The following is a 26,011-nucleotide window of genomic DNA, read 5'->3' as shown; positions in this document are numbered from 1 at the left end:
CATTACCACCATTGCCTACAGGCAATTCCTACTCCCTATCGAGATTGGCAAGCCCCTTGCTCTAGCTGTTTCATCGCTCATAGCTGGAAGCTTCCTGATGCTGGTGATCCACCGTCGAATCGCCCCCCAAGCCCTCTGGGCCGCCGAGTTGCTGCTGAACTTCGAAGCCCGCAGCAAAAGCCGCCTGCGCTGTTTCAGTGCCGACGGTGAAGACGTCGGCCTTTTTCTGGAGCGAGGTCAGCCACCGCTGCACGATGGCGAATTCCTACAGGCTGAAGACGGACGAGTCGTACGCGTGTGCGCCCGGCCTGAACAACTGCTGCATGTCACCTGCAGCAGCGCATTTGAACTGACGCGCGCGGCGTATCACCTGGGTAACCGCCACGTGGCGTTGCAGGTGGGCGATGGCTGGCTGCGCCTGCTCGATGACTATGTGCTCAAGGCCATGCTCGAACAGCTGGGCGCGCAGACGCAGACTATCGAGGCGCCGTTCCAGCCGGAACATGGCGCCTACGGCGGCGGGCATCATCATTCGCGCCATGGCGATGAAGATTTCAACTACCCGCCCAAGCTGCACCAGTTCGGCGTGCGCCTGTGAACCCAGCCTGGGCGCTGCTGCGTCTGGCCAGTCCGCAATTGCCGATTGGTGGCTACAGCTATTCCCAGGGTTTGGAAATGGCGGTGGAGAACGGTCGCGTCAACGACGCTGCCAGTGCGCGACGCTGGATCAGCGATCAGTTGCTGCTCAACCTGGCGCGCTTCGAAGCGCCGGTGTTGCTCGCCCATTGCCAAGCCGCCTTTGAAGCCGATTGGCCGCGCCTGGCCCAGCTCTGTGAAGAACATCGCGCCAGCCGTGAGACCCGCGAGCTGTACCAAGAGAGCCGGCAGATGGGCTACTCCCTGCAACAACTGCTCAACGGCCTGCCGGAACTGGATGAAGCTGCCCGCACCTTCCTTCTACAGTGCGCAGAACCGCATTTGGCTGTGGGCTGGGCCCTGGCCGCACGCGCCTGGAGCATCAGCCCCGCCGACGCCCTCGCCGCCTGGCTGTGGAGCTGGCTGGAAAACCAATTGGCCGTGCTGATGAAAACCCTGCCCCTGGGCCAGCAAGCCGCCCAACGCCTGACCAGTGAACTGCTGCCGTTGCTGCAACAAGCCCAGCAGGACGCCAGCCGCATCGAACCCCACCATTTCGGCAGCGCCGCGTTTGGCCTGTCCCTGGCCTGCATGGCCCACGAGCGCCAATACAGCCGCCTGTTCCGTTCCTAGGAGAAAAGCACATATGAACACACAACCTTTGCGTGTCGGCATCGGCGGCCCGGTGGGCTCCGGCAAGACGGCCCTGACCCTGGCCCTGTGCCTCGCACTGCGTGATCGTTACAACCTGGCGGTGGTCACCAACGACATCTACACCCGCGAAGACGCCGACTTCCTGGTGCGCAACCAGGCCCTCGCGCCGGAACGCATCATCGGCGTAGAAACCGGCGGCTGCCCGCACACCGCGATCCGCGAAGACGCCTCGATCAACCTGGAAGCCGTCGACCAGCTCAACCGCCGCTTCCCCGGCCTGGACCTGATCCTGGTGGAGTCCGGCGGCGACAACCTCTCGGCCACCTTCAGCCCGGAGTTGTCGGACCTGACCATCTACGTGATCGACGTGTCCGCTGGCGACAAGCTGCCGCGCAAGGGCGGGCCTGGGATCTGCAAGTCCGACCTGCTGGTGATCAACAAGATCGACCTGGCGCCCTTGGTCGGCGCGTCGCTGGAGCTGATGAACAGCGACACCACCCGCATGCGCAACGGCAAACCCTTTGTGTTCAGCAACCAGAAAACCGGTGTCGGCCTGGATGACATCGTCGCCTTCATCGAACGCCAAGGCCTGCTGACCGCCGCCTGATCAACCCATAAGGAACCTGTCCATGAGCCTCAAGAAACTCTTCACCGCCGCCGCTCTGCTGCTGGCCCCTGCCCTGGCCTTCGCTCACCCGGGCCACGGCGACAACGGCCTGGTGGCCGGTATAAGCCATCCCCTGGGCGGCATCGACCACTTGCTGGCGATGGTCGCGGTCGGCTTGTGGGCCGCCCAGCAAAAAGGCGCGGCGCGCTGGGCACTGCCGTGCACGTTCGTCGGCACCATGCTGATTGGCGGCGTACTGGGTTTTGAAGGCCTGGCGTTGCCGGCGCTGGAAAGCGGGATTGCCGCGTCGGTGTTGGCCCTGGGCCTGGCAGTGGCGCTGGCGGTGCGTCCGCCGTTGTTCATGGCGGTGGGGGCAACGGCCTTGTTCGCACTGTTCCATGGCGTGGCGCATGGCCTGGAGCTGCCGGACATGTCCAGCCCTTGGACATATGCCGCTGGCTTCGTCGGTGCAACTGCCGTGCTGCACGCGGCCGGTTATGCAGTGGTGCGCTTCCTGCCGGCTGCGGCGGCGCCGTTGGTGCGGATTGCGGGGGCGGCGTCGGCGGCGACGGGGGTTTGGTTGCTCGCGGGCTGAGTGATGTTGTGCTTTTAAGGGTCTCATCGCAGGCAAGCCAGCTCCCACATTTTGAATTGTGAACCCAATCGAATGTGGGAGCTGGCTTGCCTGCGATGACGGTCTCAAAGACACCACACAACCCAAGCCTGATACCATGCGCGCCTACACCCCTGCCGTGACGACGCCAGCCAATGCCCAGCGCTTCCCAACCCTCCTTGAACACCGTGCTTACGCACTTCCACAGCCTGATCGTGCCGCTCTGGCAAGGCCCGGGCTGGAATGCCGACCTGGCATTGCCTTATGAGGCGCTGGACGCCGACCATCACCCACTGCCCCCGCAACGCTACCGCGCCATGGCCTGCGCCCGGCAGTTGTACCTGTTTGCCAGCCTGATCGGCGAGCCCGGCGCGGCCTTTGCTGAAGAACGCGCAGCGGCACTGTTCCGCTCCCTGCAACGGCACTTCCACGACGCCGAGCATGGCGGCTGGTTCTACAGCATCGACCCGTCCGGCCAGCCGCTGGACAAGCGCAAAGACCTCTACACCCACGCCTTCATCATCTTTGCCTGCGCCCATTACTGGGCCAAAGTGCGTGAGCCGTTGGTGGAGTCGGTGCTCAATGCCGCCCTGGAAGTGGTCGCCGAGCGATTTTCCACAGACGACGGTCTGTACGAAGCCGTGTTGGAGCGCAACTGGTCGTCACTGAAGTCGGGCCCACTGCAAAACCCACTGATGCACTTGGCCGAAGGCTTCCTCGCCACCCTCGCCGTGCGTGAGGATGCCAACGTACAAGCTGCCCTGCTGGCGTTGGCGACGGCCATGCAGCAGCGCTTCATCGACCGCCAACACGGCGTGATGATGGAAAAACCGCTGGGCGCTGTGGATAACTGGTTCGAGCCGGGGCACCAGTTTGAATGGTTCTTCTTGTTGGAGTCGTCGGATGTGCTGCGCGGTACGCCGCTGCATGCGTCCCTGACCCGGGCTTTCGCCTACGCAGAACTCAAGGGTGTGGATAACGTCAGCGGTGCGGTCAGCGGCATGTTGGCGCTGGACGGTACCGTGCGTGACGGCACCCAACGTATCTGGGCCCAGGCCGAGTACCTGCGGGCACTGACCTTGCGACCGGACAGCGAAGCGGTGCTGCAACGCCAATTGCTGGCGCTGCAACAGCACTTTCTGCATGCAAAAGGCTGGAATGAATGCCTGGATGCCAAGGGCGCCGTAAGCCGACGGGACATGCCGTCGACCACGCCGTATCACTTGGCAACCTGTTACCAGGGCCTTATGCAATCCACTTGCGATCTCCGGTAAAGCTGATCGTCAGCCAGCGCGCCGCATCCGGCGTGCCGAGCCCTGTGGATATCTCTTCGCGCAGCCCGTCCAGCGTCGCGACGTTATCCACCGGGTAATCCGCCGGCAACACCACATGAATCTCGATAAACCGCGCCCGCCCGTGCTTTTGCACGTACGACACGTAGTCGTCGAAACCATGCTTGGCCTGCGCCGCTTCCATCACTTCGCGCACTGTGTCGTCCAACTGGTCCGGCGCAATGCCCAGCACCTCGCGCAACGCTGGGCGCAGGATCTTGAACGCCGGTGCCAGCATGCTCAGGGCCAGCAGGATCAGGATCAATGGGTCGACATACACCGCCCACTCGCCATAGCCCTGGGACTTGAGCAACAGCGCCGCCAGGAAGCTGATCAGCAAGCCCACCGACAACATCGCGTCCACCAGCCAACTGATGTTGTCGAACTGGATCAGCGATGATTTCAGCCGGCGATTGCGATAACGCACGTAGAAGAAGTAGGCGAACTCGACGACGGTAAACACCGCCGCGTAGATGATCACCAACCCCAACTCGATCTCGCGGCCACCATTGATAATGCCGAACACGCCGTTGAGGAATGCATAGATGGCGATCAGCAGCAGGAAACTGCCTTCGATCAGCAACACCATCGGCTCCAAGTGCCAATAGCCGAACTGGAAACGCTCGTTACTTTTCTTGGCGATCAGCTTGGCCGTGATCAGCATCAACACCTTGATGGCGGTGGCGATCAGCGAGAAAAAGCCGTCGAACAGAATGGATTGGGCGCCAGAAATCACACCCGTGACAATCCCGGCGATCGCGACGGCGAACATCAGGATGGTCGATTGTTTGAGCAGTGCCTGCTCACCTCGGTTACTCACATTTCCTCCCGTTAAAACCTTAAATCCGCACAGTGCGGAGGGGTTTTCAGGAGATGAGTGTACCTTATGACCTGTTTTGGCCGATCTGACGCCTTCGCGAGCAAGCCCGCTCCCACACTTGACCGAGTTCCAACATATGAATGCGGTCTAATGTGGGAGCGGGCTTGCTCGCGAAGCAGGCGACGCGTTCTAGAGCCTTACTTGGCGCCGCGCTCAATCGCAAACCCAGCCCACGTCTGGCTCACCGGCATCAGCTCCAACCGATTGATGTTCACATGCGCCGGCGTGTTCATGACCCAGAAGATCGTGTCGGCAATATCCTGCGGCTGGATCGGCTCGGCACCCGCATAAGTCGCGTCATACCGAGCCTGATCACCGCCGAAGCGCACCAGCGAGAACTCGCTTTCACACAGGCCCGGCTCGATGTTGGTCACGCGCACGCCCGTGCCTTGCAGGTCACAGCGCAGGTTCAGCGAGAACTGCTTAACGAACGCCTTGGAACCGCCATATACGTGGCTGCCCGGATACGGGTAGTTACCGGCGATGGATCCCAGGTTGATGATGCCCGCGCCACGACCGTGAGCGATCAGGCGTGGCAGCAGCAGGTTGGTGGTGGTCAGCAGGCCCTTGATGTTGGTGTCGACCATGGTTTCCCAATCGTCGAGGCTGCACTTGGGCGCAGGGTCGGTGCCCACGGCCAGGCCGGCGTTGTTGATCAGCCCACGCAGCTTGGCAAACGACGGCGGCAGGTTGGCGATGGCATCTTCCATGCCTTTGCGGTCCCGCACATCCACGACCAGGCCATGCACTTCAGTCTGCTTGGAAAGCTCCTCGACCAGCGCATTCAGGCGGTCGGCACGACGGCCGGTGAGCACCAGTTTCCAGCCGGCTTCGGCAAAACGACGGGCGCAGGCTTCGCCGAAACCTGAGGTTGCGCCAGTAATAAACAGCGTGTCGGACATGGTGTTCTCCTTGCGGGCATCGGGAAAAAAAGTTGCCAGCAGAATGCCCTTACGCCGCGATGGCGGCAACCGCTAAGCACACAACTTGATACATGACTGGTCACTTTTTGATCAGATCTCTCAAAGCCATACGGAACGTGGCCTGCAGCTATGTGCGCGCAGGTTATCCACAACTGCGCCCACAGTCTTTGGGGGCAAGTACAAAATGCTTCAGGCCTCTATACACAAGGGCTGCAGGCGGTTTTAGAAAGTTTTTTGCTTGACCTTGGCCAGGCCGTATGTAGGCCCTTCGGTAAGCGGAAAATCAGAACGATGGCTCCAGGCCAGTCATTCCGGCCTCTGCGGCGGTCTTTCCAGAGTTTAATCACAGACTTATCCACAGGCTGGCGGGACATATTTCGGTCATATACCTGTGTCTTTAAACAGGTTGACAACGGCTTGGACCGGCGACCAAAAACCGCCTGATCAAAAAACAACCGCCGCGCTGCAAGCCCCGGATTCATTGGTTTCCAGCCAGCTACTCCCACGTTACCCACAGCCGGTTCCACAGCGGATGGGGACAAGTCAAAACTGTGACAAAACAGGGATTTGCGGCGGCTATATGTCGCGCTTTGGAGGGAGGCTGGATTTGTTTTCCACAATTTGGCATCGGCCTTGTGAACACCACAAAACAAATGTGTGAGCGGGCTTGCTCGCGAAAGCGGTGGGTCAGTTCCAGATGTACTGACTGACACACCGCTTTCGCGAGCAAACCCGCTCCCACAGGGGCCTGCGTCAAATTTTAAACTAGTGACCGCCGAGGTAGGCGTTGCGCACTTCTTCATTCACCAGCAATTCCTTACCGGTGCCCGTCAGGCGAATCTCGCCGTTGACCATCACATACGCGCGGTCCGACAAGCGCAGGGCGTGGTTGGCATTCTGCTCCACCAGGAAGATGGTCATCCCAGTGGAGGCCAGCTCGCGCAACGTCGAGAAGATCTGCTTCACCACGATCGGCGCCAGGCCCAGGCTCGGCTCGTCCAGCAGCAACAGCTTGGGCCGGCTCATCAGCGCGCGGGCGATGGCGAGCATTTGCTGCTCGCCGCCGGACATGGTCATGGCGCGCTGGTTTCGCCGCTCCTTGAGCCGTGGGAACAGCTCGAACATGCGCTGCATGTCTTCCTGGGCAAACTTGTCGCCAATGGGGATGGTGCCCATCAACAGGTTTTCCTCGACGGTCATGTCGGGGAACACCCGCCGGCCTTCCGGCGACTGCGCGATACCGTTGGACGCGATGTAGTGCGACGACTTGTGGGTAATGTCGACACCGTTGTAGAGGATCTGCCCTGACTCGGCACGTGGCTGGCCGAAGATCGACATCAGCAGCGTGGATTTGCCCGCGCCGTTGGAGCCAATCAGGCTGACAGTTTCGCCTTCATTAATGTGCAGCGAGACTTTTTTCAGGGCCTGGATCGGGCCGTAATACACGTCCAGGTCCTTCATTTCGAGGATAGGTGCACTCATACCAACTCCTCTTCGTCGGCGCCCAGGTAGGCGGCAATCACTTTCGGGTCGTTGCGGATCGCGTCCGGCCCGCCCTCGGCAATCACGTTGCCGTGGTCCAGCACCACGATGTGGTCGGAAATACTCATTACCATGCCCATGTCGTGTTCGATCAGCACCACGGTGAGGTCGTGTTCGTCGCGCAGCAGGCGAATCATCGCGCTGAGGGCTTCGGTTTCCTGGGGGTTGAGGCCCGCAGCCGGTTCGTCCAGACAGATGATCTGCGGCCGGGTGCACATGGCGCGGGCGATTTCCAGGCGGCGCTGCTGCCCGTAGGAGAGTTCACCGGCCAGGCGGTTGGCGCAGTCCACCAGGTCCACCACTTCGAGCCAATAGAACGCGTGGTCCAACGCGTCGCTTTCGGCCTTGCGGTAGCCCTTGGTATTGAGGATGCCCGCGAGCATGTTGCGGTTGACCCACATGTGCTGGGCCACCAGCAGGTTTTCCACCACCGACATTTCCTTGAACAGGCGAATGTTCTGGAACGTCCGCGCCAGGCCGGCGCGGTTCACCAGGTGGGTGCCGCCGAACATCTTGTAGTACACCCGGCTGAGGAAGCTTTTGGGCGACACGAAGTCGGTGGGCTGGAAGCGCTCGCCGAGCAACTGGATCACGTCGGTCTGCTTGCCGCGAAGGTTGAGTTGGATCTTGCCGCCGCTGGCTTTGTAGAAGCCGGTGAGGCAGTTGAACACCGTGGTCTTGCCGGCGCCGTTGGGGCCGATCAAGGCGAAGATCGAGTTGCGTTCGACCTTGAGGCTCACATCGCTCAGGGCCTTGATGCCACCGAAGTGCATCATCAGGTGTTCCACGGAGAGGACGACTTCCTTGCTCATGGCGCCACTCCTTTACGTGGGGTCACACCGGTACGGCTGATGCGGATCAACCCGCGTGGTCGCCAGATCATCATCACCACCATCAACACACCGAACAACAGTACGCGGTATTCAGAGAAGCTGCGCAGCAGTTCAGGGGCAACGGTCAATACGAAGGCCGCGATCACCACGCCCACCGTCGAGCCCATGCCGCCCAAGACCACGATGGCCAGGATCAGCGCTGACTCAAAGAAGGTAAACGACGACGGGTTGACGAAGCCCTGGTAGCTGGCAAAGAACACCCCGGCCAAGCCTGCCGTCGATGCACCAATGGTGAACGCCGAAAGCTTGACCAACACGTGATTCAGGCCCATGGAACGGCAGGCGATTTCATCTTCGCGCAAGGCCTCCCAGGCGCGGCCGACCGGCATGCGGGTCAGGCGATGCTTGATGTACAGCACGGCCAGCACCACCAGGAACAGCACGATGTAGATGAACAGGAATTTGATGTTGGGGTTGTAGTCGATGCCGAAGAATTCATGGAAGGGAACCCCGCCATCCTTCGCACGCTTACCGAACTCCAGGCCGAGGAAGGTCGGCGATGGCACCGGCATACCGTTGGGCCCACCGGTAAACGACAGCCAGTTGTTGAGCACCAGGCGGATGATTTCACCAAAGCCCAGGGTCACGATGGCCAGGTAGTCACCGTGCATTCGCAACACCGGGAACCCGAGTATGCACCCCGCCAGCGCCGCCGCGATGGCCGCCAGCGGCAGCACCGTCCAGAAACCCAGGCCGAGGTATTGATAACCCAATGCCAGGCCGTAGGCGCCGATGGCGTAGAACGCCACGTAACCCAGGTCGAGCAGCCCTGCCAGGCCCACCACGATGTTGAGGCCCAGGCCGAGCAACACATAGATCAGCCCGAGGATCACCACGGTGAGCAGGTACTTGTTGGCGAAGATCGGGAACACGATGGCGATCACGATCAATGCCGGGATGATCCAGCGCAACCGCGACTTGTAGTCCGGCGCCAGCACGTGCACGCCAGAGCCGGTGCTCTCGAAGCCCTGCAGGATCTTCAGGCCCTTGGGGGTTTGCAGGAACAGGCTCATGGCAAAGCGGCCGACCATCACGATGGCCACCAACAGGGCCACGCGGGCCGGTTCCAGGTTGAAGCTGTAGCCGTCGAGGACCACGCCGACGATCGGACCGAACACGACCAGTGAAATCAGCCCGGCGAGGACTGTATCGACCACACTTTTCTTGATATCGATGGGTTTGGCAGCAGACATGTTTACACCTTCGCCACAAGTGGGCGACCAAGCAGGCCCTGGGGACGGAAAATCAGAATCACCACCAGCAGGGAGAAACTGAACACGTCTTTGTAGTCAGAGTTGATCAACCCCGAGAACAACGACTCGGAGATACCGAGGATGATCCCGCCCAACATCGCCCCAGGCAGGGAGCCGATGCCGCCGAGTACCGCTGCGGTAAACGCCTTGATGCCGATGATGAAGCCGGCATAGAAGTCGAATGTGCCGTAGTTGAGGGTGATCAACACGCCAGCCAATGCCGCCATGGCGGCGCCGATGACGAACACGTAGGAGATCACCCGGTCGGTGTTGATGCCGAGGATCGACGCCATCTTGCGGTCTTGCTGGGTGGCGCGGCACATGCGGCCGAGCTTGGTGTATTTGATGATGTACGTGAGCAACGCCATGCCGGCAAACGCCGCCACGAGGATGAACACCTTGGTGTACGTCAACTGAACGAAACCTGTGCCGATATCGACACGCCAGGCCCCGGCCAGCAGGGTGGGAATGCCTTGTTGCTTGGCGCCCTGGGCGATCTGCGCGTAGTTCTGCAGGATCAGCGAGATACCGATGGCGCTGATCAGCGGTGCCAGTCGGGTGGAGTTGCGCAGCGGTTTGTAGGCGACACGTTCGATGACCCATCCGTAAACGCCGGTGACGACCACGGTGAAGATCAAGGTGCCGAGAATGAGCAGCGGGAAGGATTCGATGCCGAAGTAAGCCAGCAGTGCCAGACTGATCGCCGCGAGGTAAGCGGAAATCATATAAACCTCGCCGTGGGCGAAGTTGATCATGCCAATGATGCCATAGACCATTGTGTAGCCGATGGCGATCAGGCCATAGACCGACCCGAGGGTCAGGCCGTTGACCAGTTGCTGCAGGAAAATACCATCCATAACGCAATCTCACGCGGTGAGCACCTGCACACCGGTGGGTGTGCGGCGCTTCTGGAGGAAAAGACAGATCTCAATAACAACACTGTCTCAATGTGGGAGGGGGCTTGCCCCCGATGCGGTGGGTCAGTTGAACAACTGTTGACTGACACACCGCTATCGGGGGCAAGCCCCCTCCCACATGAATTACTTCTGTTTTTCCAGCTGGTGGTATTTGCCGTCTTTATCCCACTGGTAAACCACGTAGTCGGAGATCTTCAGGTCACCCTTCGAATCCCAGGCTTTTTCGCCCATGACGGTTTTTACCGGGTGCGCCTTGAGCCACTTGGCGGCGTCTTCGCCTTTGTTCGACTTGGCGCCGTTGAAGCCAGCGGCCAGAGCCTGGACCGACGCGTAGGCGTACAGGGTATAGCCTTCCGGCTCGGTGCCGTTTTTGCGGAACTCTTCCACCACAGCCTTGCTGTCTGGCAGCAAGCGCGGGTCGGCGCCGAAGGTCATGTACACGCCGTCGACGTATTGCGCGCCGCCAGCCGTGGCAACCAGTTCGTCGGTGACCACGCCGTCATCGGACATGAACTTCACGTCTTTCAAACCGGCTTCACGGATCTGGCGAACCAGTGGGCCGGCTTCCGGGTGCAGACCGCCGAAGTACACGACGTCAGCACCGGTGGAGCGGATCTTGGTAACCAGGGCGCTGAAGTCTTTCTCGCCACGGGTCAGGCCTTCTTCCAGCACCGGCTTGACGCCGCGTTTGGTCAACTGGGCAGCAGTGGCATCAGCCAGGCCTTTGCCGTAGGTGTCCTTGTCGTTGATGACGGCGACTTTCTTGCCCTTGAGCACGTCGACGATGTAGTCGCCGGCAACGATGCCCTGCTGGTCGTCACGCCCGCACATGCGGAACATGGCGCCCAGGCCGCGTTCGGTCACTTGTGGGTTGGTGGAGCCTGGGGTGATGGCGATGATGCCGGCTTCGTCATACACCTCGGAGGCCGGGATGGTGTTGGAGGAACAGAAGTGCCCGACCACGCCGATCACTTTGTCCTGGTCGGCCAGGCGGTTGGCCACGGCCACAGCCTGCTTGGGTTCACACGCATCGTCGCCAGCTACCAGCACGATTTTCTCGCCGTTGATGCCGCCGGCCTTGTTGATCACATCGGCCGCCGCCTGGGCACCCTTCATGTACTGCTCACCGAAAGCGGCGTTGGCGCCCGTCATGGGCCCCGCGACGCCGATCTTCACATCAGCTTGAACAAACGTAGAAACACCCAGCGCCGCTGCAACGGCGAGGGCCAGAAAACCTTTCTTGTAAAACGTCTGGGACATGAGTGGTGCTCCGATATTTTTGATTTTTGGCACGACAACTTGCATTCAAACCTTTCACTGAAAGCCCAGAGCAAGGCGCGTGCCATTACGTTTTTATTCTTCAAAAAGACACGGTGTCATTGTTATTGCAGGTGTTTCGGCTCCATTCGCCAGGACGTGCAACCCTCTAGCGTCCAGAGGTGCAACCAATGGATCCAAAAAGTACAACCGTGGCAGGTCGTACCTGCAACCAAGCCTATAAACGACAGTTCCTGGCGCTGTAACAAACGGCGTAACGGAACTGCACATTTACAGTGCGTGATTGCTACGACTTGCACCAATACAGATTAGTAGCCTGCTAAGAAAATGCAGGCTTCTGAGCGGTATTTCGCTGATCAGATCACGATCCTCAGGCATTGGCCGGCGTGATACAGCGAGAATCCGGCTTCATACAGACAGCTGCGCAAGCCCACCCCGGCCAGCGGCTGCATCGGCGCGAAGGGAATCGGCAGCGCCTGGGGATTCTGGTGACACAGGTAGTCGGCAAATGCCTTGCCGACCACGCTGCCGGTGGTCACGCCACGGCCGTTATAACCCGTGACTGCCACAAGGCCTGGCGCCGGTTCGAACAGGCGCATCAAGTGGTCTGGGGTGAAGGCAATACAGCCGGTCCAGGTGAACTCCCACTGCACCGATTTGAGGTACGGGAAGTAGTGCTGCTGCACCCGATCGGCCCACGCCTTGAGGAACCACGCCGGTTTCTGGTTACCGTTGCCCAGGCTGCCGAGCAACAAACGGCCTTCGGCGTCGCGACGGATGCTGCTCAGCACCTGCCGCGTATCCCATGAGCCCTGGCCACCGGGCAGGATCTGTTGGGCGGCGGCGTCCGTGAGCGGGGCCGACGCGACCTGATAGTAATAGCCGGGGAAGAAATTGCGCCGCAACTCGGTCCATTCGCCCTCGGTGTAGGCGTTGGAGGCGATCACCACCTGTGCAGCCTGCACTGAACCCTGAGCGGTCTGCACCGACCAGTGCGAACCTTGGCGCTCAAGCTGCGTGACTGGCGAATGATCGAACAACTGCCCGCCCAGCCCGGCAGCAGCATTGGCCAAGCCACTGGTGTAGGCCATCGGGTTCAAGGTGCCAGCACGTCGGTCCAGCAAGGCAGCCGCGATCTTTTTGGTACCGGTGGCCTGTTCGCAAGCCTGGCCGGTGAGCAGCTCCACCGGCGCGCCACGGCGCTTCCATTGTTCTTCACGACTGCGCAAATCCGCCTCGCCACGGGCGTTGTGCGCCATGTGCAAGGTGCCTTCACGGCGTAATTGGCAATCGATGTTGTATTTATCGATCAGGCTGAACACCAGGGACGGCGCCGCACCCAACATACGGTTGAGCTGGCTGCCCACTGCTTCGCCGAAACCGGCTTCGATCTCGTCCGGCGGGATCCACATGCCGGCGTTGACCAGCCCCACATTACGCCCGGAACCACCATGGCCGGTGCGATGAGCTTCCAGCACGGCGACGCTTTTACCTTGTTCCAGCAAATGAACGGCCGCCGACAAACCGGTGATCCCGGCGCCGATCACGCACACATCCACCTTGACCTCGCCCTTGAGCGCGGCACGGTCCGGCCGGCTGGGGGTGAGGTGTTCCCATAAACATGTTTCGCGTAGTGCCATTGCCAGACTCCGGGATGAAACCTAACAAACAACTGTTATTTTGAATTGAAAACCCAATCAAATGTGGGAGCTGCGGTGCGACGATTCGACTTGCCTGCGATGCAGGCACCTCGGTGTATCAGATACCCATGGTGATGCTATCGCAGGCAAGCCAGCTCCCACATTGACCGCGCTTCGACTTGAGGAATCAGTCGAAAGTAATGCCCTGTGCCAGCGGCAACTCAAGCGAGTAGTTCACCGTATTGGTCTGGCGACGCATATACCCGCGCCACGCATCCGAACCCGATTCACGCCCGCCGCCGGTCTCTTTCTCGCCACCAAACGCGCCGCCGATTTCCGCGCCGCTCGGGCCGATGTTGACGTTGGCGATGCCGCAGTCGCTGCCCACCGCCGACATGAACTGCTCGGCCTCGCGCACATCGGTGGTGAAGATGCACGACGACAGCCCTTGCGGCACGGCGTTGTTCAGGCGCAGCGCTTCGTTGAAGTCGGTGTAGCCGATCACATAGAGGATCGGCGCGAAAGTCTCGGTGCACACCACGTCGCTTTGCTCGGGCATTTCCACAATCGCTGGCGAGACGTAGTAGGCATTCGGAAACGTGTCTTCCAGTTGGCGCTTGCCGCCGAACACCTTGCCGCCTTCGCTCAAGGCTTGTTCCAGGGCGTCCTGCATGTTGTCGAAGCCGTGCTTGTCGATCAGCGGGCCGATCAGGTTGCCTTCCAACGGGTGACCGATGCGCACCTTGGAATAGGCGGCCTTGAGACGGGTGACGATTTCCTCTTTCACCGACTCATGGGCGATCAGCCGGCGCAGGGTGGTGCAGCGCTGGCCAGCGGTGCCGACGGCGCTGAACAGGATGGCGCGCACGGCCATGTCCAGGTCGGCGCTTGGGCCGAGGATCATCGCGTTGTTGCCGCCCAGTTCCAGGATGCTGCGGGCAAAACGCGCGGCGACTTTCGGCGCCACTTCGCGGCCCATACGGGTGCTGCCGGTGGCGCTGATCAGCGCGACACGCGGGTCGTCCACCAGTGCAGCACCGGCATCGCGGCCGCCGATGATCACTTGGCTCAGGTATTCCGGCGCGCCGTCGAATTTCTTCAGCACGCGCTCGAACAGCGCCTGGCAGGCCAGCGCAGTGAGCGGGGTCTTTTCCGAGGGTTTCCAGATCACGGCATTGCCGCACACCAGCGCCAGGGTGGTGTTCCACGCCCACACGGCGACCGGGAAGTTGAACGCGCTGATCACGCCAACCACGCCCAGCGGATGCCAGGTTTCACGCATATGGTGGCCTGGGCGCTCGGAGGCGATGGTCAAGCCGTACAACTGGCGCGACAGGCCGACAGCGAAGTCGCAGATGTCGATCATTTCCTGCACTTCACCCAGGCCTTCCTGAGTGATCTTGCCGGCTTCCCAGGACACCAACTCGCCCAGGTCGGCCTTGTATTCGCGCAACACGTCGCCGAACTGACGCACCAACTCACCACGGCGAGGTGCCGGCACTTTGCGCCAGGCTTCGAATGCATGCTCGGCGCGACTGACCTGTTGCTCCACCTCGGCGGCACCTTCCCAGTGCACACTGCCGATACGGCTGCCATCAATCGGCGAATGCACGGGCTGCTTGCCCGACTGGTACAGCGCCGGGTTTACCCCGAGACGATCAAGCAATGCGGCAACCATGGGTCACTCCTTCAATCTCAAACAGAAAATTCACGCCGCCACCGACACGGCGATCCAGAGCTTATTTGTAGCTGGCCCAAGACTTGCCAACAAACGACGATTAGGCGAGATATCATTCCGTTTATTCATGCAAAGCATAAAAAGAGGCACGCCGTGCTGAACAAAAGACATTTGCCCTCGATCACCGCCTTGCAGTGCTTCGAAGCCGCCACCCGCCACCTGAGCTTCACCCGCGCCGCCGAGGAGCTGAACCTCACGCAGAGCGCAGTGAGCAAGCAGGTGGCGCAGTTGGAAGAGTTGCTGCAGCACCTGTTGTTCCGCCGCGTGCGCCGGCGCTTGCAGATGACCCCGGCGGGCGATCTGTACTTGGTGGAAGTGCGCAAGATCCTCACTCAAGTGGAGATGTCCACCCACTACCTGCGCTCCTACGGTGGCGAAACCGAAGTGCTGCGGGTGTCCACGCCCTACACCTTCGGCGCGCGCTGGCTGGTGCCGCGCCTGAAGGGCTGGCGACTGCGTCATCCGCAGATCCACTTGGACCTGTGCAATGAACAGGAGCCGGATGAGTTGCTGCAAGGCAAGGCCGACATGGCGTTCTACTTCGGACAGGGTTCACGCCCCGGCACCGAGAGCCTGAAGCTGTTCAGCGAAGAGCTTGTACCGGTGTGCGCGCCAGAGAGCCTGCCGGCGCAGCCATTCTCCGACCCCACGCAATTGAGCAACCTGGTGCTGCTACAAAACGCCTCGCGCCCCCAGGGCTGGCATGACTGGTTCGCCAGCCAGGGCTACCAGACCGAGCACAGCTATCACGGGCCGCGTTTCGATACCTTTTATATGTGCATTCGTGCGGCGCAAGTCGGTTGTGGTGTGGCGCTGCTACCGCGATTCCTGGTGGAAGAGGAGCTGGCCGACGGCAAGCTGGTGATCCCCTGGCAACATGCGATGCCCAGTCAGGATGCGTATTATCTGGCGTACCCGGAGCATTCGGCGGAGGTGCCCAAGGTGCGCGATTTTGTGAAGTGGATGATGGAGCGGCTGGATGCCGACTGAAAAAACACTGGCAAACCGACCCGCGTCTATGCGCCACTAGCCCCCTTCCTTAATTGTGCGTAAAGGTCGGCGCCCATCGCCGACCCGTCTGGAGATTCCCGTTATGAGCGAGAGTGTGTTTGCCGATCGCATCGTGCAGAACTTGCTCGACACCGACTTCTACAAGCTGACCATGATGCAGGCGGTGCTGCACAACTACCCCAACGTGGAAGTTGAATGGGAGTTCCGCTGCCGTAACAGCGAAGACCTGCGCCCGTACCTGGCGGAGATCCGCTACCAGATCGAACGCCTCGCCGAGCTGAGCCTGAGCCCCGATCAGTTGGGTTTCCTGGAACGCATCAGCTTCATGAAGCCGGACTTCCTGCGCTTCCTGGGACTGTTCCGCTTCAACCTGCGCTACGTGCAGACCGGCATCGAGAACGGCGAACTGTTCATCCGCCTGCGCGGGCCGTGGCTGCATGTGATCCTGTTTGAAGTGCCGATGCTGGCCATCGTCAGCGAAGTGCGTAACCGCTATCGCTACCAGACCGTGATCCTCGAACAGGCGCGGGAGCAGCTGTACCGCAAGTTCGACTGGCTGACGGCCAACGCCAGTAGCGACGAGTTGTCGGAGCTGCAAGTGGCCGACTTCGGCACGCGTCGGCGCTTCTCGTACCGGGTGCAGGAAGAAGTGGTCAGCGTGCTCAAGCACGACTTCCCCGGCCGTTTTGTCGGCACCAGCAACGTGCACCTGGCCCGCGAGTTAGACATGAAGCCGCTGGGCACCATGGCCCACGAATGGATCATGGCCCACCAGCAACTGGGCCCGCGCCTGATCGACAGCCAGATCGCCGCGCTGGATTGCTGGGTCCGCGAATACCGTGGCCTGCTGGGCATCGCCCTGACCGACTGCATCACCACCGACGCGTTCCTGGGCGACTTCGACCTGTACTTCGCCAAGCTGTTTGACGGCCTGCGCCACGACTCCGGCGATCCCGTGCAATGGGCAGAAAAAGCCATCGCCCACTACCACAAGCTCGGCATCGAGCCGATGAGCAAGACGTTGGTGTTCTCCGACAGCCTGTCACTGCCCAAAGCCCTGGAGATATTCCGCGCCCTGCGTGGTCGCATTAATGTGAGCTTCGGCATCGGCACCAACCTGACCTGCGACATTCCAGGTGTTGAGCCGATGAGCATCGTGCTTAAAATGACCGCCTGCAATGGCCAGCCCGTCGCGAAGATCTCTGATGAAGCGGGCAAGACCCACTGCACCGACCCGAATTTCGTCGCCTATTTGCGTCATGTTTTCAAAGTACCTGCCATCTCTAGCAAGGAGTGAATCATGCAAGCCGTACAGCGTGAGATTGCTGAACAGCTCAAGGTCCAAGCGCCGTTCAAAGACCAGGCCGCCCTCGAGGCCGAGGTTGCCCGCCGCGTGACCTTTATCCAGGACTGCCTGCGCAATTCCGGGCTCAAGACGCTGGTGCTGGGCATCAGCGGTGGCGTCGACTCCCTGACCGCAGGCCTCTTGGCCCAACGCGCGATGCAGGAGCTACGCGCCAGCACCGGTGATGAGGCTTACCGCTTTATCGCGGTGCGCCTGCCTTACGAAACCCAGTTCGACGAAATCGATGCCACCGCCTCGGTAGACTTTATCGAGCCGGACGAACGCCACACCGTGAACATCGGCCCGGCCGTCAAAGCCCTGGCCAATGAAGTGGCAGCGTTTGAAGGCAAGGCCGCGGTGTCCCGCGATTTCGTGCTGGGCAACACCAAGGCGCGCATGCGCATGGTCGCGCAGTACACCATCGCCGGCGCGGCCGGTGGCCTGGTGATCGGTACCGACCATGCAGCGGAAGCGGTGATGGGTTTTTTCACCAAGTTCGGTGATGGCGCGTGCGATTTGGCGCCGTTGAGCGGCCTGGTGAAAAACCAGGTGCGTGCGATTGCGCGGCACTTTGGCGCGCCCGAGTCGTTGGTGGAGAAAGTGCCGACGGCGGACCTGGAAGACTTGTCGCCGGGCAAGCCGGACGAAGCGTCACATGGCGTGACCTATGCCGAGATCGATGCGTTCCTGCACGGTGAGCCGGTGCGTGAGGAAGCGTTCAGGATTATCTGCGAGACCTACCGCAAGACTGAACACAAGCGGGTCATGCCGTTTTCACCTTAAAACCTGTAGGAGCGGGCTTGCTCGCGAAGACCGTCAACGATAACGCGGGCATTCTGAATGGACGCGGCGTCATTGAGTTTTTCGCGAGCAAGCTCGCTCCTACAGGAAGAGCGAACGCGTGATTACTTGAGGGTCACAGTGCCTTTCATCATCGAGATGTGGCCTGGGAACGAGCAGAAGAACGCGTAGTCAGTCCCCGCCTTCAGCTTCGACACATCGAAGGTCACCGAATCTTTCTCGCCAGCACCGATGATCTTGGTGTGGGCGATGATGCGTGCATCACCTTCCTTCAGGTAGTCCTTATCGATACCGGCCGCCATGCCGTCGCTGGCGACGCCTGGCATGTCGGCAGCGGAGCTCAGCACCCAGTTATGGCCCATGACGTTTTTCGGCAGGTTGCCGGAGTGGGTCAGCTCGACGGTGAACGTCTTGCAGCTTTTGTCGATTTCAATGGCTTTGGTGTTGAAGGACATTTGGTCGGTGGAGTCGACAGTGACCTTGCACTCTGCAGCAAGCAACTGGCCGCTCGCCAGAGTCAGCAGGGAAACAGCAACGAGTTTGGCAAACATGTGAATCTCCAAGGCAGGGTTTAGAAAACGCGTATTGCGACAAGGGTGCCTGAATCAGGCAGAAATTCTTATGATCTGAATCAACAGATTGTATACAACTTTAGGCTATCAGACTGATCAACACAATCTACCAGCCAAAGTACAACCCTCTGGCTATGATCGACTCATCACCCATCGGAGTCCGAGCCATGTACCTCAACCAACTGTTCAACGGCCTGCTGGCCGCCTACGCCTGCGGTAAGTGAAGGCCAAGCGCACCCTGAAGCTGCTACCATGTCGTCCCAAGGCAGCTGCGCGCCGCCACCCTCACCTTCGACCCTAGAGGATCGCCCATGGCCAAACCTAATTACTCCTTCGCCAAACGTCAGAGAGACTTGGCCAAGGAGCAGAAGAAAGAGGAAAAACTGCAACGCAAGAAAGCCGCTGCAGAAGAAGAGGCCAATGGGCTGAACGCCGATGTTGATGGTGAAGAAACGAGCGACGAGACCGAAACACCAAAAGATCCGGCTGAATAAATTCCTTTGTGCTGAGCCGGCCTGCCCGGCTCGGCACAATCAACTGTTATTCCAGTGGCATCACCGTCACCCGCACCTCCGGGTCATGGCTTCCTCCCCCCAGAATCACCCCTCGCAACGGCGACACATCGGAAAAGTCCCGGCCCCAGGCCAGGGTGATGTGCTCCAGTGCCGGCTGCACATTGTTCGTCGGATCGAAATCCACCCAGCCCGAAACCGGGCAATACACCGACACCCACGCGTGGGACGCATCGGCGCCGATCAGCCGTGGCTGGCCGGGCGGTGGCTGGGTGAGCAGGTAGCCGCTGATATAGCGTGCCGCGAGGCCCCGCGAGCGCAGGCAGGCGAGCATCAGGTGGGCGAAGTCCTGGCACACGCCGCGGCGGCGCTCGAGCACTTCCACCAGCGGCGTGGCGACCTGGGTGGCCTCGGCATCGAAGGTGAATTCGCTGAAGATTTTTTCCATCAGCGCCTGTACGCCCAGCAGTAGCGGTTTGCCGGGAGGAAAGCAGCTTTCGGAAAATTCGACGAAGGTTTTCTTCAAGTGCACGTAGGGCGATTCGAAGCGGTAGCGACAGGCCTCGATCAACTCACCAGACATCGGCTGGCTGCTGTAGGTCAGGCTGTCGCGGGTCTGGTCCCAGGCGGGCGACTGCTGGAAATCCAGTGCCGGCCGCGCCAGCACTTCCACGGTCAGTCCAGCGTTCACCAGCAATTCATCATGCGGCCGCTCGAATGCCAGGCGCGTGATCGGGTTGCCAAACACGTCCAGCTCATCGCGGCGCGAGGTCGGTTCCGGGCTGATATCCAGTTGCTGCAAGCTGCAACGCTGCCAGGCGCACGGCCTTGGCCACAGGTGCGCCAGTTGCTGGGCCAGGGACACCGGGCTGTCGTAGTGGTAGTGGGTATCGTGAAAAATCTGGTAGCGCGCACTCATCACACCGACACCGTTTGCTGGCTGACATCATCCACATGGGCAAAGTGACGCAAGGCCAGGCGGTCCGACACTTGCCCACTCTCATCGGCCACTGCTTGCAGCAGGTCGGCCAGGCCGTCCAACGCGGCACGCACGCTGGATTCGCCGAACAACGGGTTCTCCAGGCAACCCAGGTCGAAACGCGCCAGGCGCTCCACCAATGGGCCAAGGCCAGTTTCCCGAGGCACACCAAAATCATCGTTGAGGCGTCGCAGCGTGCGGCTCACCAATTTGAGCTGGAACAGCACCGCGTGGGGGTTCTGTTCGTCCAGCAACAGCAAGTCGAGTACCGGGATCAGTTGCGGCACCGCGAGATAACGCGAACGGTAGGTGATGCTGCTGTTGCCCAATTCCAGCAACCACTCCAACCCGGCCTGATCGAACACCGCCACTCCGCGCAGGAACGCCGCCAGGCTGCTGCTCAGGAATTGCAGACGCTCGATACGCCGGCCCATCATCAAAAAGCGCCAGCCTTCGTCACGGGTCATGTCGTCCAAGGCAAACCCGGACAGCGCCGCCAACGACATCACCAGACGGTTGAGGAAATCCAGCAACTCGCCAAAATCCGGTGACTCACTTTCCAGCTCCATGGCTTCGCGTTGCAGCTCCACCAGGGCCTGCCAGTTCTCTCGGGACAGCTTGCCGCGCACTTGCGACGCCGCCCACTGCAAGCGTTGCAGGTTGGCGCGCAGGCTGGACGGCCAATCATCACCCAGCAGCGCCGCCAACAGGCGCTCAGGCAACTCGCCCTCCTCGGGCAGCAGACGCAGGTTTTCGCCCAGCTCGACAGCCGCCTGCAGGGCCAACGGGTCGTCGCCATCCACATAACGCGCCAGCACGATACGCAGCCAACGCGCGCTGTCGTCGCAGCGTTCGCAGTAACGGCCAAACCAGAACAAGTTTTCCACTACGCGGGACGGTAGATAAGGATCGCGGCGCACCAGGTCGTGGGCGCCAATCGCGCGTTGGGCACGCCAGTGTTCGCCACCGGCGGCGCGTTCGCCGAGCACCCAGGTGTCCTTGCTCGCACCACCGCGTTGCATCGACACCACTTCGGCATCGGCTTCGGCCGCTACGCGCGTCAGGCCGCCGGGCAGCACACGGTAACCGTCGTCACTGGCCACGGCGTATACGCGCATGCCGATGGCGCGGTGTTGCAGGTGGTCATCCACGGTGTGCCATACCGGCGCTTGGGATAATTGAGCCAGCTCCTGGGCGACGTAGGCGTAGGGCCGCGCGCGCATGCGCTCAGCCAGGGCCTGGCGTTGTTCGTCGTTGAGGTCGCGGCCGAATACCGGCGCAAAACTCTGCGACGGAAACGCGGGTTTGATCAGCAGTTCCGGCAGCTTCTCCAGCGCTTCGGCCAGCACCGGCGCCTCACCGCACCACCAGGTGGCGATGGACGGCAGAATCAGCTCTTCACCAAATAAGAACTCGTTGATCTTCGGCAAAAAGCCCAGCAAACCGGGTGATTCCAGCACGCCGCTGCCCAAGGCATTGGCCACCAGCACATTGCCTTGGCGCACGGCATCCAGCAAACCCGGTACGCCGAGGGCCGAGTCCGTGCGCAGCTCCAGCGGGTCGCAGAAATCATCGTCCAAGCGACGCATGATCGCGTGCACCCGGCGTAGGCCGCTGAGGGTTTTCAGGAACACAGTGCTGTCGCGCACGGTGAGGTCGCCGCCTTCCACCAACGGGTAGCCCAACTGGCGGGCAAGGTAGAGGTGTTCGAAGTAACTTTCGTTGAACCGGCCAGGCGTGAGCAGCACGATCAGCGGCGGCTGGTCATCACCGGGCGCCTGGCGGGCCAGGGTTTCCTGCAAGGTGCGGAAGAACCCGGTAAGGTGCTGCACCTGTAAATCACGGTAAAGATCCGGGAAGGCGCGGGACACGATGGTGCGGTTTTCCAACGCATAACCGGCACCGGATGGCGCCTGGGTACGGTCGGCAGTGACCCACCAGCGACCATCCGGCGTGCGCGCCAGGTCCACGGCATAGAGGTGCAGGAACGCACCGTCCGGCGGCTGGATGCCCTGGCACGGCCACAGGAAATTGTTATGTCCGAATACCAGCTCAGCCGGCAACAAGCCTTCCTTGATCAGGCGTTGCGGGCCATAGAGATCGGCCAGTACGGCATTGAGCAGGCGTGCACGTTGCGCGATACCTGCCGAGAGGTGCTGCCATTCATCAGCGGCCAACACATGGGGCAGTAGGTCTAGCTCCCACGGGCGGTCGGCACCCTTGGGGTCGGCGTAGACGTTGTAGGTCACGCCGTTTTCCTGGATCTGCCGGGTCAACAGCGCCTGGCGCTGGGCCAGTTGCGCGGGCGTGCTGCGTTGCAGGTGATCCAGCAAGCGCCGCCAATGGGCACGCACCGCGCCGCTGTCATCCAGCAGTTCGTGATAAGTGCCCGCGGTCAGCGGGTAACGGTCGAGCAAGTCGGACATGGAACGCTCGGCAGAGGCAAGGGGGCTCAGTTTAATGCAAATTCATCGCAATCTACTGTAGGAGCCGGCTTGCCGGCGATAGCGGTGGTTCAGGCAACATTTCTGGTGACTGATATAGCGCAATCGCCGGCAAGCCGGCTCCTACAGTTGGATGGCGTTTAGTCATTTTTATTGGGGAAACGCCGCAAGTCCAAGGTCATTGGCAACTCATCGTTGATGACGACTGCCGGCACCGGAAGCTTCCCTGGGCTATGCCCCAACCGGAAAAACCGCGCCATGCGCCGGCTCTCTGCCTCGTTGGCATTCACCGGCAGGCTGTCGTAATTGCGCCCACCCGGATGGGCGACATGGTACTGGCAGCCGCCCAGCGAACGCTGCATCCAAGTGTCCAGCAGATCGAACACCAGCGGCGCATGCACCGGGATGGTCGGTTGCAGGCAGTTAGCCGGTTGCCAGGCGCGGTAACGCACGCCGGCGACGAACTCACCGACTCGCCCGGTGGCTTGCAGCGGCACCGGGATGCCGTTGCAGGTCAGCAAGTAGCGTTGCGGTGGCAGCCCGGTCAATTTGACTTGCAGACGCTCAAGGGACGAATCCACGTAACGCACTGTGCCGCCCACAGCGCCCTCCTCGCCCAGTACGTGCCAGGGTTCCAGAGCCTGGCGCAACTCTAGCTCGATCCCGCTGACGGCGTAGTCACCCACTTTGGGGAAACGGAATTCCAGGTGCGCGGCAAACCACTCGGCGCGCAGCGGGTAGCCAGCGGCGTTGAGTTCGACGATCACGTCGGCAAAGTCTTGCTCGATGAAATGTGGCAGCAGGAAACGGTCGTGCAGCTCCGTGCCCCAACGCGCCAGCTTCGGTGGTGCGTAGGGTTCGCGCCAGAAACGCGCGACCAGCGCCCGTAGCAACAACTGCTGGGTCAGGCTCATGCGCGCATGGGGCGGCATTTCAAACGCGCGCAGTTCAAGCAGGCCGAGGCGGCCGGTGGCGCCGTCCGGCGAATAGAGTTTGTCGATGCAAAATTCGGCGCGGTGGGTATTACCCGTCACGTCGATCAGCAGGTTGCGCAGCAGGCGGTCCACCAACCACGGCGGGCACTCTTCGCCGGGTTCTGGCATTTGTGCGAAAGCGATTTCCAGTTCGTACAACGCGTCGTTGCGCGCCTCGTCCACCCGTGGAGCCTGGGAAGTCGGGCCGATGAACAGGCCGGAAAACAGGTAAGACAATGACGGGTGGTTGTGCCAGTAGCTGATCAGGCTGCGCAGCAGATCGGGTCGGCGCAGGAACGGTGAGTCCTTGGGCGTTGCACCACCGAGTACAAAGTGATTACCGCCGCCGGTACCGGTGTGACGCCCGTCGATCATGAATTTTTCGGTGGTCAATCGCGTTTGCCGCGCCTCTTCGTAGAGAAATTCGGTGCGTTCCACCAATTCGTCCCACGTGGCGGACGGCTGCACGTTGACCTCAATCACACCCGGGTCCGGCGTGACGCGGAAGTTACTCAGCCGCGTGTCGGCCGGCGACTCGTAGCCTTCCAGCAATACCGGGCAGTGCAGCTCTTCGGCGGTGGCTTCAATGGCTGCCACCAGTTCCAGATAATCTTCGACGCGCTCCAGGGGCGGCATGAACAGATAGAGGCGCCCTTCCCGCGCTTCGGCGCACAGGGCGGTGCGGGTCAGCCAGTCGGCGGACTCGTCCACCTTGGGCACGCGCTCATCACTCGGCGCAGGCTCTGCATGGTGTTGCAGTTGCGCCGCGGCCGGCAGCTCCGGCTGATCCTGGTTCGGATCCGTCGGATGTACAAACGGGTACTCCGCCGCCGTCACCCACGGCTGCGAGGCCAATGGCAGGCGATAGCCCAGCGGCGAATCCCCCGGCACCAAGCGGCAGTGGTTGTCACGCAGGTACCAGCGCCCGCTCTGCCAACGGTCATTGGCCGCCGTGCGCGCCAGCGGCAGCACTTGGCCGATGACTTTATCCAGGCCCTGGCTGTACACCTTGCGCAGGCGTTCGCGCTCCAAGTCGTCGCTCAGGCGCGGGTCTTGGGCTGTGACGTTCTGCGGCAGTGCACCTTCGCGCCACAGGTAGTAGAAATTGTCTTCGAAGGCCGGGAAAACGAAGCGCGCCGGCAACTTGAGGCGTTCTGCGACGCTGGCCAGGAAACGCCCGGCCAGCGCGCCATCCGCGGCGTAGTCCTCTTGCTCATCGGCAATCAACGCGCTGTTGTGCCAGATCGGCACGCCGTCGCGGCGCCAGTAGCAATTAAGCGACCAACGCGGCAGTTGCTCACCGGGGTACCACTTGCCCTGGCCGAAGTGCACCAACCCCTTGGGTGCGTAGTGCTTGCGCATGCGCTGGAACAGCTCGGCAGACAGCCGACGCTTGTCCGGCCCCAGGGCGGCGGTGTTCCACTCGGCGCCGTCGGGATCGTCGATGGAGACGAAGGTCGGCTCGCCGCCCATGGTCAGGCGCACATCGTCCTTGAGCAGGTCGCCATCGATCTGACGGCCCAAGGCCTGGATCGCCAGCCATTGTTCTTCGGTGTAGGGCTTGGTGACGCGCGGCGCTTCCCAGATCCGCTCAACTGACATTTCGTGGGTGAATTCACACTCGCACGGCTCTACCAGCCCACTGATCGGTGCGGCAGACGAGGGGTCGGGACTACAGGCCAACGGGATATGGCCTTCACCGGCGAACAACCCGGAGGTGGCATCCAGGCCGATCCAGCCGGCGCCGGGCAAATACACTTCGCACCAGGCGTGCAGGTCAGTGAAGTCCACTTCGGTGCCGGAAGGCCCATCGAGGGCTTTGACGTCGGCGGTGAGTTGAATCAGGTAACCGGACACGAAACGTGCTGCCAGCCCCAGATTGCGCAGAATCTGCACCAGCAACCAGGCCGAGTCGCGGCATGAGCCGGAGGCGTTTTCCAGGGTGAACTCTGGGGTTTGCACGCCTGGCTCCATGCGGATCAGGTAGCCGATATCGGCCGCCAAGCGCTGATTGAGGCCCACCAGAAAGTCCACGGCCGGCAAGGGTGTGCGGTCGATACCCGCCAGGTACGCGGCGAACTTCGGTGTCAGCGGCAGGGTTTCCAGGTACGGCGCCAGCTCGCGCTGCTCATCGGCGGCGTAACTGAAGGGGATTTTTTCGGCGTAGGGTTCGAGGAAAAAATCAAAGGGGTTGAACACGGCCATCTCAGCGACCAGGTCGACTTCGATGCGCAACTCGTCAGTCTTTTCCGGGAACACCAACCGCGCCAAGTAATTGCCCTGGGGATCCTGCTGCCAATTGATGAAATGCTGCTCGGGCAGCACTTTCAGCGCGTAGGACAAGATCCGCGTGCGGCTATGGGCCGCCGGGCGCAAGCGCACGATCTGTGGGCCGAGTTCGACAGCGCGGTCGTAGCGGTAATGCGTAACGTGGTGCAACGCGACATGAATCGACACGGCGGCCTCCT

General features: G+C 61.3%; 22 protein-coding genes. 9 read left to right on the top strand and 13 right to left on the bottom strand.

Annotated features, from left to right (window positions below; all coding sequences use genetic code 11):
* The first annotated feature begins 97 nt into the window (after positions 1-97).
* From ureE to HX793_RS08500, 5 genes are all read left to right on the top strand, one after another.
* Positions 98-598, top strand: a complete 501-nt coding sequence (gene ureE, locus HX793_RS08520; RefSeq protein WP_016976942.1) for an urease accessory protein UreE — start codon at positions 98-100, stop codon at positions 596-598.
* Positions 595-1,269 carry an urease accessory protein UreF gene (locus tag HX793_RS08515; protein ID WP_177094680.1) on the top strand — a complete coding sequence of 225 codons (675 nt, stop codon included), beginning with the start codon at positions 595-597 and terminating at the stop codon, positions 1,267-1,269. Before ureE ends, HX793_RS08515 begins: the two co-directional genes overlap by 4 nt.
* A gap of 13 nt (positions 1,270-1,282) precedes the next feature.
* The gene (gene ureG / locus HX793_RS08510; RefSeq protein WP_016972570.1) at positions 1,283-1,897 is read left to right on the top strand and encodes an urease accessory protein UreG; all 615 of its coding nucleotides are present in this window, start codon (positions 1,283-1,285) and stop codon (positions 1,895-1,897) included.
* Positions 1,898-1,919: 22 nt separating this feature from the next.
* Complete coding sequence (locus HX793_RS08505) at positions 1,920-2,492, top strand: HupE/UreJ family protein (protein ID WP_016976938.1); 573 nt, start codon at positions 1,920-1,922, stop codon at positions 2,490-2,492.
* A 173-nt stretch (positions 2,493-2,665) separates the two neighbouring features.
* On the top strand, positions 2,666-3,784 hold the full coding sequence (locus tag HX793_RS08500; protein WP_177058924.1) for an AGE family epimerase/isomerase: 1,119 nt from the start codon (positions 2,666-2,668) through the stop codon (positions 3,782-3,784).
* On the opposite strand, the gene HX793_RS08495 is transcribed toward HX793_RS08500, so the two are convergent.
* From HX793_RS08495 to amaB, 9 genes are all read right to left on the bottom strand, one after another.
* Complete coding sequence (locus HX793_RS08495; protein ID WP_177051519.1) at positions 3,756-4,661, bottom strand: cation diffusion facilitator family transporter; 906 nt, start codon at positions 4,659-4,661, stop codon at positions 3,756-3,758. The two genes, HX793_RS08500 and HX793_RS08495, sit on opposite strands and share 29 nt — an antisense overlap.
* Before the next feature lie 197 nt (positions 4,662-4,858).
* Entirely contained in the window at positions 4,859-5,623 is a 765-nt protein-coding gene (locus tag HX793_RS08490; protein WP_095014487.1) for an SDR family oxidoreductase, read from the bottom strand.
* Between the two features lie 786 nt (positions 5,624-6,409).
* Entirely contained in the window at positions 6,410-7,126 is a 717-nt protein-coding gene (locus HX793_RS08485) for an ABC transporter ATP-binding protein (RefSeq protein ID WP_010213569.1), read from the bottom strand.
* Positions 7,123-7,998, bottom strand: coding sequence for an ABC transporter ATP-binding protein (locus tag HX793_RS08480; RefSeq protein WP_028615532.1), 876 nt, complete (start codon positions 7,996-7,998; stop codon positions 7,123-7,125). Before HX793_RS08480 ends, HX793_RS08485 begins: the two co-directional genes overlap by 4 nt.
* The gene (livM, locus tag HX793_RS08475; RefSeq protein WP_016976932.1) at positions 7,995-9,272 is read right to left on the bottom strand and encodes a high-affinity branched-chain amino acid ABC transporter permease LivM; all 1,278 of its coding nucleotides are present in this window, start codon (positions 9,270-9,272) and stop codon (positions 7,995-7,997) included. The genes HX793_RS08480 and livM overlap by 4 nt, the downstream gene beginning before the upstream one ends.
* A 2-nt stretch (positions 9,273-9,274) precedes the next feature.
* Positions 9,275-10,189, bottom strand: a complete 915-nt coding sequence (locus tag HX793_RS08470) for an ABC transporter permease subunit (RefSeq protein WP_003188099.1) — start codon at positions 10,187-10,189, stop codon at positions 9,275-9,277.
* A gap of 183 nt (positions 10,190-10,372) precedes the next feature.
* Entirely contained in the window at positions 10,373-11,509 is a 1,137-nt protein-coding gene (locus HX793_RS08465) for a branched-chain amino acid ABC transporter substrate-binding protein (RefSeq protein ID WP_010213577.1), read from the bottom strand.
* A 374-nt stretch (positions 11,510-11,883) separates the two neighbouring features.
* Positions 11,884-13,167, bottom strand: coding sequence for an L-pipecolate oxidase (amaA, locus tag HX793_RS08460; protein WP_177051521.1), 1,284 nt, complete (start codon positions 13,165-13,167; stop codon positions 11,884-11,886).
* Between the two features lie 187 nt (positions 13,168-13,354).
* Positions 13,355-14,845, bottom strand: coding sequence for an L-piperidine-6-carboxylate dehydrogenase (gene amaB / locus HX793_RS08455; protein WP_016976929.1), 1,491 nt, complete (start codon positions 14,843-14,845; stop codon positions 13,355-13,357).
* 153 nt (positions 14,846-14,998) lie between these two features.
* On the opposite strand from amaB, the gene HX793_RS08450 reads away from it, so the two are divergent.
* The 3 genes from HX793_RS08450 to nadE all read left to right on the top strand — a co-directional run bounded on the left by HX793_RS08450 (position 14,999) and on the right by nadE (position 18,044).
* Positions 14,999-15,895, top strand: coding sequence for a LysR family transcriptional regulator (locus tag HX793_RS08450; RefSeq protein WP_177094678.1), 897 nt, complete (start codon positions 14,999-15,001; stop codon positions 15,893-15,895).
* A gap of 103 nt (positions 15,896-15,998) precedes the next feature.
* Positions 15,999-17,213, top strand: coding sequence for a nicotinate phosphoribosyltransferase (gene pncB / locus HX793_RS08445; protein WP_016976927.1), 1,215 nt, complete (start codon positions 15,999-16,001; stop codon positions 17,211-17,213).
* Between the two features lie 3 nt (positions 17,214-17,216).
* Positions 17,217-18,044 (top strand): NAD(+) synthase, encoded by an 828-nt coding sequence (nadE, locus tag HX793_RS08440; protein WP_177051527.1) that lies wholly within the window; start codon positions 17,217-17,219, stop codon positions 18,042-18,044.
* A gap of 122 nt (positions 18,045-18,166) precedes the next feature.
* On the opposite strand, the gene azu is transcribed toward nadE, so the two are convergent.
* Positions 18,167-18,613: an azurin gene (azu, locus tag HX793_RS08435; protein WP_016976925.1), complete on the bottom strand. Its 447-nt coding sequence runs from the start codon at positions 18,611-18,613 to the stop codon at positions 18,167-18,169.
* 332 nt (positions 18,614-18,945) lie between these two features.
* Here azu and HX793_RS08430 point away from each other — a divergent pair, with 332 nt between their 5' ends.
* Positions 18,946-19,128, top strand: coding sequence for a hypothetical protein (locus HX793_RS08430; protein ID WP_016976924.1), 183 nt, complete (start codon positions 18,946-18,948; stop codon positions 19,126-19,128).
* A gap of 46 nt (positions 19,129-19,174) precedes the next feature.
* Here the strand turns inward: HX793_RS08430 and HX793_RS08425 are convergent, their stop codons facing one another.
* The 3 genes from HX793_RS08425 to HX793_RS08415 form a co-directional block, all read right to left on the bottom strand.
* Positions 19,175-20,065, bottom strand: a complete 891-nt coding sequence (locus tag HX793_RS08425; RefSeq protein WP_016976923.1) for a transglutaminase family protein — start codon at positions 20,063-20,065, stop codon at positions 19,175-19,177.
* Positions 20,065-22,551, bottom strand: coding sequence for a circularly permuted type 2 ATP-grasp protein (locus tag HX793_RS08420; RefSeq protein ID WP_016976922.1), 2,487 nt, complete (start codon positions 22,549-22,551; stop codon positions 20,065-20,067). Before HX793_RS08420 ends, HX793_RS08425 begins: the two co-directional genes overlap by 1 nt.
* Positions 22,552-22,709: 158 nt before the next feature.
* On the bottom strand, positions 22,710-26,000 hold the full coding sequence (locus HX793_RS08415) for a transglutaminase family protein (RefSeq protein ID WP_178905465.1): 3,291 nt from the start codon (positions 25,998-26,000) through the stop codon (positions 22,710-22,712).
* Between the last annotated feature and the right edge of the window lie 11 nt (positions 26,001-26,011).

The organism is Pseudomonas reactans (genome assembly GCF_013387025.1).
Taxonomy (GTDB): Bacteria; Pseudomonadota; Gammaproteobacteria; order Pseudomonadales; family Pseudomonadaceae; genus Aquipseudomonas; species Aquipseudomonas reactans.
The sequence above is the reverse complement of the archived record's forward strand: the minus strand, read 5'-3'. Positions and strand labels throughout refer to the sequence as shown.

Coding starts and splice junctions, on each gene's coding strand:
- HX793_RS08485 (WP_010213569.1), bottom strand. CDS start 7,126: ATGAGTGCACCTATCCTCGAAATGAAGGACCTGGACGTGTATTACGGC.
- pncB (WP_016976927.1), top strand. CDS start 15,999: ATGAGCGAGAGTGTGTTTGCCGATCGCATCGTGCAGAACTTGCTCGAC.
- amaA (WP_177051521.1), bottom strand. CDS start 13,167: ATGGCACTACGCGAAACATGTTTATGGGAACACCTCACCCCCAGCCGG.
- amaB (WP_016976929.1), bottom strand. CDS start 14,845: ATGGTTGCCGCATTGCTTGATCGTCTCGGGGTAAACCCGGCGCTGTAC.
- HX793_RS08465 (WP_010213577.1), bottom strand. CDS start 11,509: ATGTCCCAGACGTTTTACAAGAAAGGTTTTCTGGCCCTCGCCGTTGCA.
- azu (WP_016976925.1), bottom strand. CDS start 18,613: ATGTTTGCCAAACTCGTTGCTGTTTCCCTGCTGACTCTGGCGAGCGGC.
- ureG (WP_016972570.1), top strand. CDS start 1,283: ATGAACACACAACCTTTGCGTGTCGGCATCGGCGGCCCGGTGGGCTCC.
- ureE (WP_016976942.1), top strand. CDS start 98: ATGCTGGTGATCCACCGTCGAATCGCCCCCCAAGCCCTCTGGGCCGCC.
- HX793_RS08425 (WP_016976923.1), bottom strand. CDS start 20,065: ATGAGTGCGCGCTACCAGATTTTTCACGATACCCACTACCACTACGAC.
- nadE (WP_177051527.1), top strand. CDS start 17,217: ATGCAAGCCGTACAGCGTGAGATTGCTGAACAGCTCAAGGTCCAAGCG.
- HX793_RS08420 (WP_016976922.1), bottom strand. CDS start 22,551: ATGTCCGACTTGCTCGACCGTTACCCGCTGACCGCGGGCACTTATCAC.
- HX793_RS08505 (WP_016976938.1), top strand. CDS start 1,920: ATGAGCCTCAAGAAACTCTTCACCGCCGCCGCTCTGCTGCTGGCCCCT.
- HX793_RS08430 (WP_016976924.1), top strand. CDS start 18,946: ATGGCCAAACCTAATTACTCCTTCGCCAAACGTCAGAGAGACTTGGCC.
- livM (WP_016976932.1), bottom strand. CDS start 9,272: ATGTCTGCTGCCAAACCCATCGATATCAAGAAAAGTGTGGTCGATACA.
- HX793_RS08500 (WP_177058924.1), top strand. CDS start 2,666: ATGCCCAGCGCTTCCCAACCCTCCTTGAACACCGTGCTTACGCACTTC.
- HX793_RS08480 (WP_028615532.1), bottom strand. CDS start 7,998: ATGAGCAAGGAAGTCGTCCTCTCCGTGGAACACCTGATGATGCACTTC.
- HX793_RS08470 (WP_003188099.1), bottom strand. CDS start 10,189: ATGGATGGTATTTTCCTGCAGCAACTGGTCAACGGCCTGACCCTCGGG.
- HX793_RS08490 (WP_095014487.1), bottom strand. CDS start 5,623: ATGTCCGACACGCTGTTTATTACTGGCGCAACCTCAGGTTTCGGCGAA.